11 protein-coding genes, 1 pseudogene and 2 CRISPR repeat arrays (1 of these 14 only partly in view) are annotated in these 14838 nt (G+C 69.4%); of the genes and pseudogenes, 9 read left to right on the forward strand and 3 right to left on the reverse strand.

Going from position 1 to position 14838, the window contains the following annotated elements; translation table 11 throughout:
- Positions 1-493: 493 nt before the first annotated feature.
- From casA to cas2e, 7 genes are all read left to right on the forward strand, one after another.
- Positions 494-5182 carry a type I-E CRISPR-associated protein Cse1/CasA gene (casA, locus tag ACFZAM_RS02720; protein ID WP_391043513.1) on the forward strand — a complete coding sequence of 1563 codons (4689 nt, stop codon included), beginning with the start codon at positions 494-496 and terminating at the stop codon, positions 5180-5182.
- Positions 5182-5883, forward strand: a complete 702-nt coding sequence (casB, locus tag ACFZAM_RS02725) for a type I-E CRISPR-associated protein Cse2/CasB (protein WP_391042168.1) — start codon at positions 5182-5184, stop codon at positions 5881-5883. Before casA ends, casB begins: the two co-directional genes overlap by 1 nt.
- 93 nt (positions 5884-5976) lie before the next feature.
- Positions 5977-7209 carry a type I-E CRISPR-associated protein Cas7/Cse4/CasC gene (gene cas7e, locus ACFZAM_RS02730; protein WP_391042170.1) on the forward strand — a complete coding sequence of 411 codons (1233 nt, stop codon included), beginning with the start codon at positions 5977-5979 and terminating at the stop codon, positions 7207-7209.
- Positions 7206-7901, forward strand: a complete 696-nt coding sequence (gene cas5e / locus ACFZAM_RS02735; RefSeq protein WP_391042172.1) for a type I-E CRISPR-associated protein Cas5/CasD — start codon at positions 7206-7208, stop codon at positions 7899-7901. Before cas7e ends, cas5e begins: the two co-directional genes overlap by 4 nt.
- Positions 7901-8602: a type I-E CRISPR-associated protein Cas6/Cse3/CasE gene (gene cas6e / locus ACFZAM_RS02740; protein ID WP_355336563.1), complete on the forward strand. Its 702-nt coding sequence runs from the start codon at positions 7901-7903 to the stop codon at positions 8600-8602. The genes cas5e and cas6e overlap by 1 nt, the downstream gene beginning before the upstream one ends.
- A 3-nt stretch (positions 8603-8605) precedes the next feature.
- Positions 8606-9559: a type I-E CRISPR-associated endonuclease Cas1e gene (cas1e, locus tag ACFZAM_RS02745; protein WP_391042174.1), complete on the forward strand. Its 954-nt coding sequence runs from the start codon at positions 8606-8608 to the stop codon at positions 9557-9559.
- Between the two features lie 10 nt (positions 9560-9569).
- Positions 9570-9938 (forward strand): type I-E CRISPR-associated endoribonuclease Cas2e, encoded by a 369-nt coding sequence (gene cas2e / locus ACFZAM_RS02750; protein WP_391042176.1) that lies wholly within the window; start codon positions 9570-9572, stop codon positions 9936-9938.
- Positions 9939-10080: 142 nt separating this feature from the next.
- Positions 10081-11207: direct repeats of the CRISPR family, unit length 29 nt; unit sequence GTGCTCCCCGCGCCCGCGGGGCTGTTCCC.
- 249 nt (positions 11208-11456) lie between these two features.
- Here the strand turns inward: cas2e and ACFZAM_RS02755 are convergent.
- From ACFZAM_RS02755 to ACFZAM_RS02765, 3 genes are read right to left on the reverse strand one after another with little or no spacing between them, the layout of a single operon-like run.
- Positions 11457-11705 carry a hypothetical protein gene (locus tag ACFZAM_RS02755; RefSeq protein WP_391042178.1) on the reverse strand — a complete coding sequence of 83 codons (249 nt, stop codon included), beginning with the start codon at positions 11703-11705 and terminating at the stop codon, positions 11457-11459.
- Positions 11702-12115 (reverse strand): ATP-binding protein, encoded by a 414-nt coding sequence (locus ACFZAM_RS02760; RefSeq protein WP_391042180.1) that lies wholly within the window; start codon positions 12113-12115, stop codon positions 11702-11704. The genes ACFZAM_RS02755 and ACFZAM_RS02760 overlap by 4 nt, the downstream gene beginning before the upstream one ends.
- A 46-nt stretch (positions 12116-12161) precedes the next feature.
- Positions 12162-12569 carry an NUDIX domain-containing protein gene (locus ACFZAM_RS02765; protein WP_391043515.1) on the reverse strand — a complete coding sequence of 136 codons (408 nt, stop codon included), beginning with the start codon at positions 12567-12569 and terminating at the stop codon, positions 12162-12164.
- Between the two features lie 106 nt (positions 12570-12675).
- Here ACFZAM_RS02765 and ACFZAM_RS02770 point away from each other — a divergent pair, with 106 nt between their 5' ends.
- Positions 12676-13464, forward strand: coding sequence for a UTRA domain-containing protein (locus ACFZAM_RS02770; protein WP_391042182.1), 789 nt, complete (start codon positions 12676-12678; stop codon positions 13462-13464).
- 186 nt (positions 13465-13650) lie between these two features.
- A pseudogene (locus ACFZAM_RS02775) lies at positions 13651-13929 on the forward strand (hypothetical protein); the annotation flags it as partial.
- A 363-nt stretch (positions 13930-14292) separates the two neighbouring features.
- Positions 14293-14838: a CRISPR direct-repeat array (repeat unit 29 nt; unit sequence CTGCTCCCCGCGCCCGCGGGGCTGTTCCC) (it continues 34 nt past the right edge of the window).

The raw sequence follows: 14838 nt of genomic DNA on the forward strand, positions 1-14838 counted from the left end.
GCAACTGGGCGGCGCCTCAGCCTGTCGACGCTCTACTCGGCGTCGGTCTTATGAGGGTTGCTCCGTAGGTCTGCATCTCGCGCACCGGCAGCGTGCGACAGGAGGTCGGGTCAAGACTCGCGTCCCTGTTGATTAGACCCTCGGCGTTGGCCCCTACCTGGGTCCGTGCCGGGATCCGTGCCCTGGGAGGCGTGCAGGCGGCACGGGCGTGGCTTCGCGTCGCGGTGCTCGTGTTCGTGTTCGTGTTCGTGATCCAGGTCATCCTGGTAATGCCGCGAGCATACCGATCATCCTGGTCGCCGGTGCGGTTCTAAGGACACCTTGTGTGTGCGGTGAGTAGCTTCGACTCACCGCGAACACGGCAAGTAACGGGTTCGATCAAACATCTACCATCGGACAGCCGTGGGTGAAGAATCGTTGGCACCGGTGATCACTATTGGTCAACTTGCGCAATGGTGTTGTCGGACGGGGATCGACGGTGTCGAATATGCCAATGGCTCAGCCTCGAATATCGCTCCTGAGGTCTGCCTTCTCCCTCTCTGTTGCGGCGCGGAGCGCGTGGGGGAAGCATGATCGGGACACCGATGGGTGGCTGCCGTTGTGGCGGCACATGGCGGACAGCGGGGCTGTGGCCTGCCGGTTGTGGGATGCGTGGCTGCCGGGGAATGTGAAGGCGCTGGTGGGGGAGGCGCTGCCCGGAGGGGTGGAGGACGGGCGGCGGTTGGTGGGGTGGCTGGCCGGGGTGCATGACATCGGGAAGGCCACGCCGGCCTTCGCGTGCCAGGTCGATCCGCTCGCGCAGGTCATGCGGGACCACGGTCTCGACATGCCGTCGTTCGAACGGCTCAGGGAGGACCGCAAGTTGGGCCCCCACGGGCTGGCCGGTCAGCTCTTGTTGAGTGAGTGGCTCAATGAGAGGCACGGGTGGTCCAACCGGGTCAGCGGACAGTTCGCCGTGGTGATCGGCGGCCACCATGGTGTGCCGCCAGGGCACCAGCGCATTCACGATCTCGCGCTGCATCCTGAGCTGATACGTACGCGGGGGAAGAACGAATCGCGCTGGAAGGCCGTGCAGTTCGAGCTGATGGCCGCCTGCGCGGAGGTGGCGGGCATCCGTGAGGACGACTTCAGCGCGTGGAAGTCGGTGAAGCTCTCCCAGCCGGTCCAGGTCACGCTGACCGCGATCGTGATTCTCGCGGACTGGATCGCCAGTTCGGCAGACCTGTTTCCGTACATCACGGCGGAGGGGACGCGGCGGTCGCAGTCGGAACGGTTGGAGGCGGCCTGGCTGGGCCTCGACCTTCCCGGCCCCTGGGAGCCGGACGAACCGGCGGGTACAGCAGCCGACTTGTTCGCCGCGCGCTTCGACCTACCGCAGGGCGCGTCCGTCCGCCCCGTGCAGGAACAGGCGGTCGGCATCGCGCGGGAAATGGAACCGCACGGCCTGTTGATCATCGAAGCACCCATGGGTGAGGGCAAGACGGAGGCGGCTCTCGCGGCGGCAGAAATTTTGGCCGCGCGCACCGGGGCGGGCGGTTGCATGATCGCATTGCCCACGCGGGCGACCGGCGACGCGATGTTCGCCCGGCTGATCGACTGGATCGGCCGACTGCCGTCCGACGGGCCGCAGTCCGTCTTTCTCGCCCATGCCAAGTCCGCGCTCAACGACACCTGGGCGGGCCTCGCCAGCCGCAGTGCCCGCACGGTCGCGGCGGTCGATCTCGACGGCGGGGACGAGTTCGACGGCCCCAACGCCCGGCAACGACGTCGTCCTTCCGGACTCCAGGCCCACCAGTGGCTACGTGGACGGAAGAAGGGGCTGCTCGCGTCCTTCGCGGTGGGGACGATCGACCAGGTGTTGTTCGGCTCGTTGAAGAGTCGCCACTTGGCCCTGCGCCACCTCGCATTGGCGGGCAAGGTCGTCGTGATCGACGAAGTCCACGCCTATGACGCCTACATGAGCACGTACCTGGAACGTGTGCTGGAATGGCTGGCCGCATACCGGGTTCCGGTCGTGCTGCTGTCGGCGACCCTGCCCGCCGGCCGCCGCCGGGCGCTCGCCGAAGCGTACGCAGGTCACCCTGTGTCCGAGGCCGACCGGTCCGGCGACACGTCCGCCGCAGCGTCCGCCGGGACGTATCCACTGCTGACCGCAGTCTCGCCCGGCGGCCCCACCGTGGTCCGGCAGCCTCCCGCCGCGTCCGGCCGCCGCACCGACGTCCATGTTCAGCCGCTCGACGACGACGTGACCATCCTGGTCGACCGCTTGGAGGACGAACTCAGCCAAGGCGGTTGCGCACTGGTGGTACGTAACACCGTCGACCGCGCGCAGGAAGCGGCGGGGCGGCTGCGGGAGCGCTTCGGTGAGGAGCGGGTCACGGTCGCCCACTCGCGCTTCGTCGCTGCCGACCGGGCCCGCAAAGATGTTGAGCTGCTCGACCGCTTCGGCCCCAGGAGCAGACGCCCCGAAGGCGCGCACATCGTCGTGGCGACCCAGGTTGTCGAGCAGTCCCTCGACCTCGACTTCGATCTCTTGGTCACCGACCTTGCCCCGGTCGACCTGATATTGCAGCGGATGGGTCGGCTCCACCGGCACGACCGACCGCGCCCCCCTCGCCTCCGGGACGCGCGCTGCCTGATCACCGGCATAGCCGACTGGGCACAGGATCCGCCGGAGATCGCCCGCGGCTCGGTCAAGGTCTACGACGGAGAACACCTGCTGCTGCGCTCGCTTGCCGTCCTCCGGCCGCACGTGGAAGGGCGCCGCTTACGTCTGCCCGAGGACATCAGCCCACTCGTACAGGCGGCGTATGGCGATGATCCGCTCGGCCCGGACAGTTGGGCCGCAAAGATGGCGCAGGCCAGAGTCGCCTACCGCGCGCTCCTGGCCGAGAAGTCCGACCGGGCCGAGGCATTCCGGCTCGGTCCCGTACGCCGCGCGGGTCGACCGATCATCGGCTGGATCGACGCCGGAGTCGGCGACGCCGACGACACCGCGGCAGGACGCGCCCAGGTACGCGACACCGACGACACGCTCGAAGTCCTCGTGATCCAGAGGCGAAGCGACGGAACGCTGACCACATTGCCGTGGCTGGACAAGGCAAGGGGCGGACTCGACCTGCCCGAGCACGCCGTACCGCAGGGGAGAGCGGCCCGCGCCGCCGCCGCGAGTGCGCTGAACCTCCCCTGGCACTTCTCCAAATCCTGGGTGATCGACCGGACGATCCGCGAGTTGGAGAAATTCTGTCCTGCGGCCTGGCAGGTGAAGGAAAGCCCTTGGTTGGCAGGGGAGTTGTTCCTGGTCCTCGACGAGGACCGCCGAGCCCGGCTGGTCGGTGCCGAGGTCCGCTACAGCCCGTCCGACGGGCTTCTCGTGGTGCCGGAAGGTGCCCACGACGTAAGGGTGGTAGACGGAGTGCCCTCATTCGACCTGGTGTCCCGGCCCTGGATTCCCGTGCAGCGACTGGACGGGACGACGGACGAGATGTCCCTGCGCGACGTCTTCGCAGAGGCTGCCGGGCTGCGGCGGATCGTCGGCGACGTACCGACGCAGGAGTTCGCCCTGATTCGACTACTGCTCGCCGTCCTGCACGACGCCGTGGACGGCCCGCGAGAGATCGAGGACTGGGGTGAACTGTGGGAGTCCGCCGAGCCCTTCACCGCGGTACCGGAGTATCTGGACCGGTATCGCGACCGATTCGATCTGCTCCATCCTCAGCAGCCGTTCCTCCAAGTCGCCGGTCTGCACACGGAGAAGAACGACATCGGTCCACTGAGCAGAATCGTCGCCGACGTTCCCAACGGCGATCTCTTCTTCAGCATGCGTCAACCCGGTCCCGATCGGCTCGGATTCGCCGAGGCGGCGCGCTGGCTCGTGCACACTCACGCTTTCGACACGTCTGGGATCAAGTCGGGAGCCGTTGACGATCCGAGGGTGAAAGGCGGCAAGGGCTACCCGTCAGGCGCTCTGGGCGTCGGTTGGGCCGGGAACCTCGGCGGCGTCTTCGCCGAAGGCGACACCCTCAAGGAAACCCTGCTGCTCAATCTGATCTCTGCGGACAACGACTTCCTCCAGGTCCACACGGACGACAGGCCCGTATGGCGCCGACCTCCCCTCGGCCCGCAGCCGATCGCGGCGGACCCCGACGACCCCCGCCCGTCCGGCCCTCGTGACCTCTACACCTGGCAGAGCCGACGCATCCGTCTGCACCACGGCGACGGCGAGGTGACGGGTGTCGTCCTCTGCTACGGCGACCCCTTCGCCGTGCGCAACCGGCATCGGCGCGAACCCATGACCGCCTGGCGCGACAGTCCGACTCAGGCGAAGAAGTGGGGCGAGCCTCAAGTCTTCATGCCGAGCCAGCACGACCCGAGCCGCGCGGCGTGGCGCGGTCTCGCCGCTCTTCTCGGTGACAAGGGCCGGGGGAGGGAAGGCGCCGAGCAGCGGCAGAGAGCAGAGCGCACTCTGCCGCCCGGAGTCGTCCAGTGGCTTGCCCGGCTCACGTACGAGGAGTATCTGCCGCGACTCGGCCTGCTGCGCACCCGGATCGTCGGGGCCAAGTACGGCACACAGCAGTCGGTCATCGACGAGATCACGGACGACGAGATCCTGCTCCCGGTCGTCGCGCTTCACGCGGAGCGACCCCTCTACGGGAAAGTCGCAGTCGCTGCCGTCGCCGACGCCGATGACGCGGTGAGGGCGCTGGGCCACCTCGCGGGCAACCTCGCCCAGGCAGCCGGTTCCGACCTGGGACCGGCCACGGCCACAGCCCGTGACCTCGGCTTCGCCGCGCTGGACAGCCCGTACCGGGCGTGGCTCAGCGGCCTGCGGAACATCTCCGACCCTGAGGAGTACCGCGGTCAGTGGCAGCGGACGGTCGGTACGACGATCCGCGCCCTGGGGCGAGAACTCCTCAACGACGCGGGGCCGGCGGCGGCCGAGGGACGGTACGTGGACCTGCCGGACGGCAATGGCCGACGCTGGCTGAATGACGCACAGGCCGAACTGTGGTTCCTGGTGAACCTGAGGAAAGTCCTGCCGTTGGCGCCGAGTCCGTCTGTCGCGCCCACCGGCGCCGCGATCGGCTCGGGCGGTGCGGAGTCCGGTGAGGAAACAGTGCTCGTCGCTCACTACGCGGCCGGCACACAAGACGCAGCAGACGCAGCAACGGAGCCCGCGTGATGACCACAACCGTCCCCAACCCGTCCGGCGCCCGCGGATACGACCTCATTGGCACAGCGACCGACCGCTGCATCCGCAGGCTCCAAGGCGGCTACCGAAACGACCGGCCGGCCGCGGTCGCGACCGTGGCCAGGCTGCGGCGCGGCGTCGGCCGTCCCGCCTACGACGTACAGGACCTATGGGGACTGACCGGCACGGAGGAACTCGCTCTCGTCATCGCCGAATCCGCGACCGGCACCGGACAACGGCCGGACGAGGAGCGAGCGGACGAGGCGCTGAACATGGCGGTCACCTTGTGGGCCCTGCACCAGCAGTCCCACCGCGACACCGACACACACGTCCCCGGTTACGGGCTCGGCCGGTCCGTGCGCCTGCTGATGGTGCCCGCGGCCGTCAGGACAGTGGGCGGTCCGGCCCCGGCATCACCGGTCCCTGTGCCTTCCGAACCGGAGATCGACGAGGTGATCCGCCGACGGTTCGTGCGGGTCGGCACCGCCACCACCCTCGATGTCCTCGCCCAGCGCCTGCGGGAGATCGTCCTGCTGCTTCGGAAGAACTCCATTCCGCTCGACTACGCGCTCCTGGCCGATCAGCTCTACCGCTGGCAGCGGCCCTCGGCCCAAGCCGACGTCCGCAGGACATGGGGCCGGGACTTCCACGCGGCGGGTGTGGTGCCCGGCCGCCGAACGCCAAAGGACTGAAAGCGCGCACGCCGGGCAACGCCGAACGCGCTGCTGGCTTCTGACGTTCCCTCAGACACTTATCCGCACTTCCATGCGACAGGACTCAGGACCGTGACCCGAACCATCATCGACGTGCACATTCTTCAGACCGTTCCGCCGAGCAACATCAACCGCGACGACACCGGATCGCCCAAGACCGCGGTCTACGGAGGTGTCCGTCGGGCCCGGGTCTCCAGCCAGGCCTGGAAGCGGGCCACACGAAAGGCGTTCGACGACCTCGTTGACCCTGCAGAATTGGGCGTGCGAACCAAGAAGGTCGCTGAAGCGGTCGCGGAGCGGATCCTCGCGCACGAGCCGGCCCTCGACCGTACGGCCGCGCTCGCGCTGGCCGCCGAGACGCTGCGTACCGCCACCGGTTCGAAGATCGATCCGCCCAAGCGCAAGGCCAAGGAGGGCGAGCCCGAACCAGCGCCGGAAGCGTCGTACTTGATGTTCCTCAGCGCCCGCCAGCTCGACGCGCTCGCGGAACTCGCCCTCAAGGGCAGCGAAGGCAAGGGCGATGTCGCCGTCCTCAAGGGCTTCTTCAAGAACAAGGACAACAAGGCGCTCGCCAAGCACCTGGTGGACACCCGCCACTCGGTCGACATCGCACTCTTCGGCCGAATGGTCGCCGACGATGCCGGACTCAACGTCGAGGCGGCCACCCAGGTCGCCCACGCCCTGAGCGTGCATGCCGTCGACAACGAATCGGACTACTACACGGCCGTGGACGACCGGAACACCGGCGCGGAACCCGGCGCGGGCATGATCGGCGTCATCGACTTCAACTCCGCGACGCTCTACCGTTATGCGGCTCTGGATGTCGACCGCCTGCATGCCAACCTCGGCGCGGGACTGCGCGAGGAAGAGCACGCGGCGGCTCCGACCCGTCGCGCCGTCGAGGCGTTTCTGGAGGGCTTCATCACGTCTCTGCCCAGCGGCAAGGTCAACACCTTCGGCAATCACACGCTGCCGAGCGTCGTCCTCGTCAAACTCCGTTCGAAACGGCCCGTCAGCTTTGTGGCGGCCTTCGAGCGAGCCGTCGCCCCGAAGCGCCGCGAGGACGGCTTCGTCGAGGAGGCGTGCCGCCGACTGGCCGCTCACGTACCGGAGTTGGAAGCGGCGTACGGCATCGCGGGCGACGAAGGAACCTGGCTTGTGCGGGTGGGCGAGGGAACCGGGCCGCTCGCCGCCCTTGGCGAGAGCATCAGCATTCCCGAACTGGTTTCGTCGATCGGCGAGTCGGTGGCTGAGCGGTTGATCCATGGCACGGCGGATTCCGCAGGGCGGGAGTCCGGCGCGTGAGCGTGCTCCTGCTGCGCCTGGCCGGTCCATTGCAGGCATGGGGCTCAGCCGCGCGATTCACCCGCCGCACCACCGAGAACGCCCCCACCAAGAGCGGCGTACTCGGCTTGCTGGCCGCTGCCGAGGGCAGGGAACGCGATGCCGACCTCAGCGATCTGACGGAGCTGCGCTACGGCGTCCGCATCGATCAACCCGGCACGCGTATCAGGGACTTCCAGACCGCCCACCACTTCGACACGGACAAGGCGATGCCGTTGTCGGAGCGCTTCTACCTGGCCGACGCCGTATTCGTGGCGGCGGTCGAGGGGGAACCCGCGCTGATCGGGCGCTTGAACGCGGCCGTACGGGCACCGGTGTGGCTGCCGTATCTGGGACGCCGCTCGTGCCCACCGTCCCAGCCGCTCGACCTGGGTGTGTGCGACGACGCGGACATTGTGACGGCGCTGGGAGAGGTGCCCTGGCAGGCATCGGGCTGGTACCGGCATCGTCACGGCACGCCGCGCGAGCTTGCGCTGCTGCTCGACTGCCCGCCCGGCACGTCCCCCGACCAGAGCTTCCGTGACGCGCCGATCAGCTTCGACCCGCGGCACCGGCGTTACGGGCTGCGCGGTGTGGTGGCGGACTGGGTTCCGAACCCGTCTGTCGAGCGCGCCTCTGTTCACGATCCGACGTCGGCCCTGGGAGCCGTGTGATGTTTATGACCCGGTTTCGCCTCAACACCGCCCGCCGTGACGGCCGCGCATTGCTCGGTTCGCCGCACCGGATGCACGCCGCCGTCGCGATGGCGTTCCCCGAACTGCCCGTCCGAGACGGCTCAGGGCCGCGTGTGCTCTGGCGCGTCGACCGCAACTCGGCCGCCGAAGTGGTGCTGTTCGTCGTCAGCCCCACCCGTCCTGACCTGACACATCTGGTGGAACAGGCCGGCTGGCCCGCCGCCTCGGACACACCGGGCTGGCAGACGTACGACTACGGGGCCTTCCTCGCCCGGCTGTCCGTCGGGAGTGCGTGGACCTTCCGGCTCACCGCCAACCCCGTGCACTCCATCCGTCGCACGGACGACGAGCAACGCAAGCGCACCGCGCACCTCACCGCCCGCCATCAGAAGGCGTGGCTGCTGGAGCGGCAGGCCTCATCGGGCTTCGCCGTCGTCGAAAAGCCGCCCGAGACAAGGCTGTTGGAGTACGGCGACGAACTCCAGCTCGTCCTCCGGGACAAGCGGGACCTGCGGTTCGCAAAAGCAGCCGAGCGCCGCACCGTCTCCCTCACCTCGATCACGTACGACGGCCGGCTCACGGTGACCGACCCGGACGCGCTGCGCCGCACCCTCACCCAGGGTCTGGGCAAGGCGAAGGCGTACGGGTGCGGGTTGATGACCCTTGCTCCGGTGGGCTGACCGATGAGCACGGTCGGCAGGCGCGGTGCCGCCACGCCGCGCGAACTCACCCGTATCGGGGACCGGTTGTCCTTCATCTACCTGGAGCGGTGCGTCGTCCACCGTGACGACAACGCCATCACGGCCGAGAGCGCCGACGGCGTGACACACATACCGTCCGCCACGATCGGCACGCTGCTGCTCGGTCCCGGCACGCGTATCACCCACCAGGCGATGAGCGTCCTCGGCGACTGCGGGGCGGGCGTCGTCTGGGTCGGGGAGCACGGCGTCCGCTTTTACGCGGGCGGGCGCGCTCTGACCCGCTCCTCCGGACTGGTCGAGGCCCAGGCTCTCGCGTGGGCGAATCCGCGGCGACGGCTGGACGTCGCCCGCGCGATGTACCGTCTGCGGTTCCCCGACGAAGACCCGGCGGGCAAGACGCGCCAGGAACTCCTCGGCATGGAGGGGCGCCGCCTGCGCCAGTGCTACCGCGCCGAATCCGAACGCACCGGCGTTCCGTGGCGCCGCCGTGAGTACAACCGGGACGACTTCGCGGCTGGTGACCCGCCCAACCAGGGTGTCACCGCTGCCGCTCAGTGCATGTACGGCATCGCGCACGCCGTCGTCGCCGCCCTCGGCTGCTCGCCGGGCCTCGGGTTCGTGCACCCGGGTCACGAACGCTCCTTCGTCCTCGATATCGCCGACCTCTACAAGACCTCGGTGGGCATTCCCGCGGCCTTCGACGCGGCGGCGGAAGGACCGGAAGACGTGGCGTCCCGAACGCGGCGGGCCGTCCGGGACCGGGTCAACAGAACGCGGCTGCTGGAGCGTTGCGTACAGGACATCAAAGACCTGCTGGGCTACGACGCCGTGCGGGAGGATTCGGACACCGCGGCAGGCGACCGCGTAAGTCTCCAGTCCGACCACGGCGTCGAAGTCGAGAGCGGCCGCAACTACGACTCCGAGATCGTTTGGTGAGGGCATCCCCGTGACCGTCATCATCCTCACCAACTGCCCGGCCGGTCTCCGTGGCTTCCTGACCCGCTGGCTCCTGGAGATCTCCCCGGGCGTCTTCCTCGGCACCCCGTCCGCCCGTCTTCGCGACGTCCTCTGGGCCGAGGTCCGCCAATACGCCAACCAGGGCCGTGCCCTCCTCGCCTACCAAACCGACACCGAGCAGGGCTACACCTTCAAGACCCACGACCACGCCTGGCACCCGGTCGACCACGAGGGCCTCACTCTCATCCACCGCCCCCACCCCGGCCGCCGCTCCGACTCCTCCCGCTCCTCCACCTCCCCACCCACCACCGGTTGGAGCAAGGCAGCGAAGCGCCGCCGCTTCGGCGGCGGAAGCTGAGGGGTGCGCGATGCGGTGGCGCGGAACCCGCGCCGCGCCGTGCGCGGCGCGGGAGCGACGGGGACATCGAGGCGATATGTCCGAATCTCTCAACTTAAGTAAAATCCGGTGCTGGCCGTTCCAAAACACCAGGCCAAACACTGTGCTCCCCGCGCCCGCGGGGCTGTTCCCCGCGCCCAGCTCGGCCTCGGCGCCAACCGCGCGTGCTCCCCGCGCCCGCGGGGCTGTTCCCATCCTCGAACCGGCGCATCAGACCGGTGGCGGGTGCTCCCCGCGCCCGCGGGGCTGTTCCCGAGAGCGCCGGGGCCTGACCCGTGTACTGCACGTGCTCCCCGCGCCCGCGGGGCTGTTCCCGCACAGGGGAGCTACCAGTTCCGCGGTGTCGAGTGCTCCCCGCGCCCGCGGGGCTGTTCCCTCGCGGCATCCGCAGGGGCGCTGGCCGTCGCTGTGCTCCCCGCGCCCGCGGGGCTGTTCCCCGGCGTACGGCGGTCGCCGTCCGGCTCTGGGAGTGCTCCCCGCGCCCGCGGGGCTGTTCCCCCCGACCGAATCCGGTCGGGGGCGCTTCCTGTGTGCTCCCCGCGCCCGCGGGGCTGTTCCCGGTGGCCGGATCCGCAAGGTCCAGGGACTCCAGTGCTCCCCGCGCCCGCGGGGCTGTTCCCGTCATGGACGCCGCGCCTGAGCTGCTGAGCCCGTGCTCCCCGCGCCCGCGGGGCTGTTCCCGCCCACATGCACAGCGTGTACGTTGCGCCTGGGTGCTCCCCGCGCCCGCGGGGCTGTTCCCGGCCCGGCCTTCGCGGGGCTGTTGGGGAAGTAGTGCTCCCCGCGCCCGCGGGGCTGTTCCCGTCTGCGGGATGCACTGCACCAGCGACCGTGAGTGCTCCCCGCGCCCGCGGGGCTGTTCCCTGCCCGACCACCAGATGATGGACAGGGAAACGGTGCTCCCCGCGCCCGCAGGGCTGTTCCCGCGATCTGCTGAAGGACATCGTCGTGTACGTGGTGCTCCCCGCGCCTGCGGGGCTGTTCCCGGGACCTTGGAGAACCGCTGGTGCGCCGCCTGGTGCTCCCCGCGCCCGCGGGGCTGTTCCCTGCACCCCCGCGCCGGAGCCACTACGGTGCGCGTGCTCCCCGCGCCCGCGGGGCTGTTCCCTCCCGGTCTAAGTCGGTCGTCGACCTGCCGGGGTGCTCCCCGCGCCCGCGGGGCTGTTCCCGACGCGACCGCGCGGGGGCCGGTGACTGGTCCGTGCTCCCCGCGCCGGTCTCTGTGCCGGGGGCGTCGGTGACGGAGACCGTCATGAGCTGGCCCGAGAACGCCTGGTGGTGGGTGATGTCGGCCAGTTCGGTGGCGAACCGCTGGGGCGGTACGTCGGTGGCGCTCGGGTCGTCTTCGGCCCATGCGGGCAGGTAGCCGGTCGCGGTGTAGCCGATGGTCGTGGTGATGGTCCACGTCGGCTGTCCGTCGCCCCGGCTCGTTGCGCCGGACCCCGCGCTCGTGCGTTCCGTCGTTGCTCCGTTCATGGGTCACCGTCCTTCCCCGGCCGGTCGGCCGGATGCGGGTAAGGCCGGCGCTTCGGGCGAGTGCTGCTCGATCGCCGCGGCGACCTTCTGCCAGGCCGTGAAGACGTTCATCACTTCGTGCTCGGGGGCGTGGGTGAGGTCCAGGAGGAAGCGGCGGATCAGGACTTCGTTGCTCAAGGTGTTCTGGATGCGGGCGATCGTCCACAGGCTGTGGGCAGCGGGTGCCGCTGTCGACGGCCGGCCGGGGGTCATGAGCCGTCCTTGGTGTGGGTGAGGTGGGCGGTCACGGTGTGGCCGTGCTGGTCGCCGCGGGTTTCGACGTGGTGGGCGAGGGCGGTGACCATGGCCAGGCCGCGGCCGTGGGTGTCCTCGGCGTCGGGGTGTTCGACGGTCGGTGCGCTTTTCGTCCCTCCGGAGTCGGTCACCGAGATGGAGACGACGGCGGGGGAGACGGCGAGGCTGACGTGGAACGCTCCCGTGCTCCCGCTGGCGGTGTGGAGCACGGCGTTCGCACTCAGCTCCGTGACGATGAGCGCCGCGTCGTCCGCGTAAGGAGAATCGCGCAGGACATCGCGGGTCCAGCGGCGTACGCGGCCAACTTCTTCGGGTGAACCTGGGCACGTCAGTCCCCAGACTCGCGGCCTACTCATATACTCGTGCATACAAGTTACTTTCTGCTGGTGGGCGGCCATGTGTAGATGGTGTGAGCTAGACGAGTTGCACGCCGTCGTGTGCGCGCACGGCAGGCGGGGACTTCGCGTCCAGGGCGTCGAGCACGCGGATCGCGTACGCCTCGTCCGCGAGTTCGGAGACTTCTTCCCGGGTGACCCAGCGCAGGGCGCTGGTCTCGGTGCCGGTGGAGGGCTCGCCGTCGATCGCCTCGCAGCGGAAGACGAGCGAGACGATCAGGCCGGTCATGTTCTTGTAGACACCCGTGAGGGTCGCGGGCACAGCGATTTTGACGCCGGTCTCCTCCAGGACTTCGCGCTGGAGCGCGTCGGGGATGGTCTCCCCCGCCTCCAGGACTCCGCCGGGCGGTTCCCAGTGACCGTTGTCGCGCCGCCTGATCAGCAAGGCGCGACCGGCGTCATCGACGATGACCCCGGCGACGCTCACGGAGTGGGGGCGCTCGATCGCCACGTGCCTCATCCTCTCGGGTGGCTAGGCTGCCCACCGTAGCAACAAAGGTCGGCCACTCGTCTAGATATCCAAAGGAGTACGCATGCCCGTTCTTCCCTCCGGCGTCCTGGGGGCGCTGGACCCGACGAGCGACCGCGCGGTGTTCCGCCAGATCGCCGACCAGTTGCGAGAAGCGATCGACAGGGGCAAGTTCGGCGAGGGCGACAAGCTGCCCTCCGAGACGGAGTTGGTCGAGCACTACGGCGTCTCGCGGATGACCGTACGGAACTCGCTGTCCGTCCTCCAGGGCGAGGGCCTGGTGGTGTCCGAGCACGGCAAGGGCGTCTTCGTACGGCCCCGCCCGCCCGTGCGGCGCCTCGCCTCGGACCGCTTCGCCCGCCGGCACCGCGAGCAGGGCAAGTCGGCGTTCATCGTGGAGGCTGACGGTGCGGGCAGTCACCCCACCGTGGATAGCCTGGAGATCAAGGAAGAACGGCCGAGCCAGGACATCGCCACCCGGCTCGGTGGCCCCCGTCGCGTACTGGCCCGGCGCCGCCGTTATCTCCTCGACGGCCGCCCGGTCGAGTTCGCGACGTCGTACCTCCCGTTGGACCTGGCCCGTGGGACTCCCATCGCCGAGCCGAACCCCGGTCCTGGTGGCATCTACGCCCGACTCGAAGAACTCGGCCACCGCCTCGACCACTTCGAGGAGGAGATCCGCGCCCGCATGCCCGCGCCGACTGAGGTGAAGACGCTCCAGCTCGCGTCCGGCGTGCCGGTGATCCATCTGGTCCGCACGGCGTTCGACACCGAAGGGCGTGCCGTGGAGGTCTGCGACACGGTGATGGCGGCGGACGCGTACGTGCTGGCGTATCAACTTCCGGCCACGTGACCTGGGCGGATGGTCTCGCGACACGGGCCGGGCCGGCCCAACTCCCGTGACTCGTACGCCTTCTCGGCAAACTCATATAGACGAGTAGTCAGGTCGTGCGGCACAGTGGTTCTCGTGCCCGGTTCTTCGGGTGCACTAGACGACACTTGTCTAGACGACTAGCTGTCATGAGTGAAGGGGAAAGCGTTGCGTTCCATCCGTGTGGAGACATCGGCGGCAACGATCCTGCTGACCGAAGCTCCGGAGGCGAGGATCAAGGACCGGCAGACCGGGGAGATCGCCACCGACGCGAACAGCGGTAAGCCGCTGATGACGGTCGGCGTGGTCTACATCGAGGACGGTGAGTCCTCGCTGCTCATGGTGACCATCCCGCAGAGCGGTGTGGGCGAGGGGCTGGCCCTCGGCGCGCCGGTCGCGCTGCCGGGACTGGTGGCCCGGCCGTGGGAGAGCACGTTCAACCCCCAGGTGGGGGTCTGAGTCCGATGTGGGGCCTGATGACGCTGGTGGAGGTGGGTGGTGCCGTCACGGCTGTTGGCGGGGGCACCGCCTACCTGCGGGTTGAGCAACCGGCCGCGTACTGGTCCACCTCCTGCTTCCGCCAGCCCGCCGTGACAACAACGTCAGCACCTGAGCGTGGTGCGCGGCCTTCCGTCCTTGCATCCCCTTGGCCGTTCGTGGCCCCAGGGGCGGCGATGGATGCTCAGGATGTTGTGGAGCCGTACCTCCAGCCTGCACATCGGCAGACTATTGCGATAAGGAAGGTATGTCCGAATCTCATCAAGTGAGTAAAATCGGCCGCCGAACCCGGTAAAGCCTCAGGTCATTTACCTGCTCCCCGCGCCCGCGGGGCTGTTCCCGGCAGGACCAAGCCCTGCGGGACCGGCGCGAGCTGCTCCCCGCGCCCGCGGGGCTGTTCCCGACATCACTACGCAGCGCGCCCGAGCTGGTGACTGCTCCCCGCGCCCGCGGGGCTGTTCCCGTCCTGGACGACGACGGCACGTGGTGGGTCGGGCTGCTCCCCGCGCCCGCGGGGCTGTTCCCCGTCAGGGTGAGCGTATGCCGCACTGCTGATCCTGCTCCCCGCGCCCGCGGGGCTGTTCCCCCCCGGCCCGCAGCAACTCGCCCTCCTCCGCCGCTGCTCCCCGCGCCCGCGGGGCTGTTCCCATCACCATCGTCATCCACGGCGCCCCCGCCCCCTGCTCCCCGCGCCCGCGGGGCTGTTCCCCGCCGCGTGGCTACAGGTTCTCCAGCTCCCTGCTGCTCCCCGCGCCCGCGGGGCTGTTCCCTCGCCGAACGCCACCGCGCGCGCGATGCCGTCCTGCTCCCCGCGCCCGCGGGGCTGTTCCCTCGCCGAACGCCACCGCGCGCGCGATG

The organism is Streptomyces sp. NPDC008079, assembly GCF_042957385.1.
Lineage (GTDB): Bacteria > Actinomycetota > Actinomycetes > Streptomycetales > Streptomycetaceae > Actinacidiphila.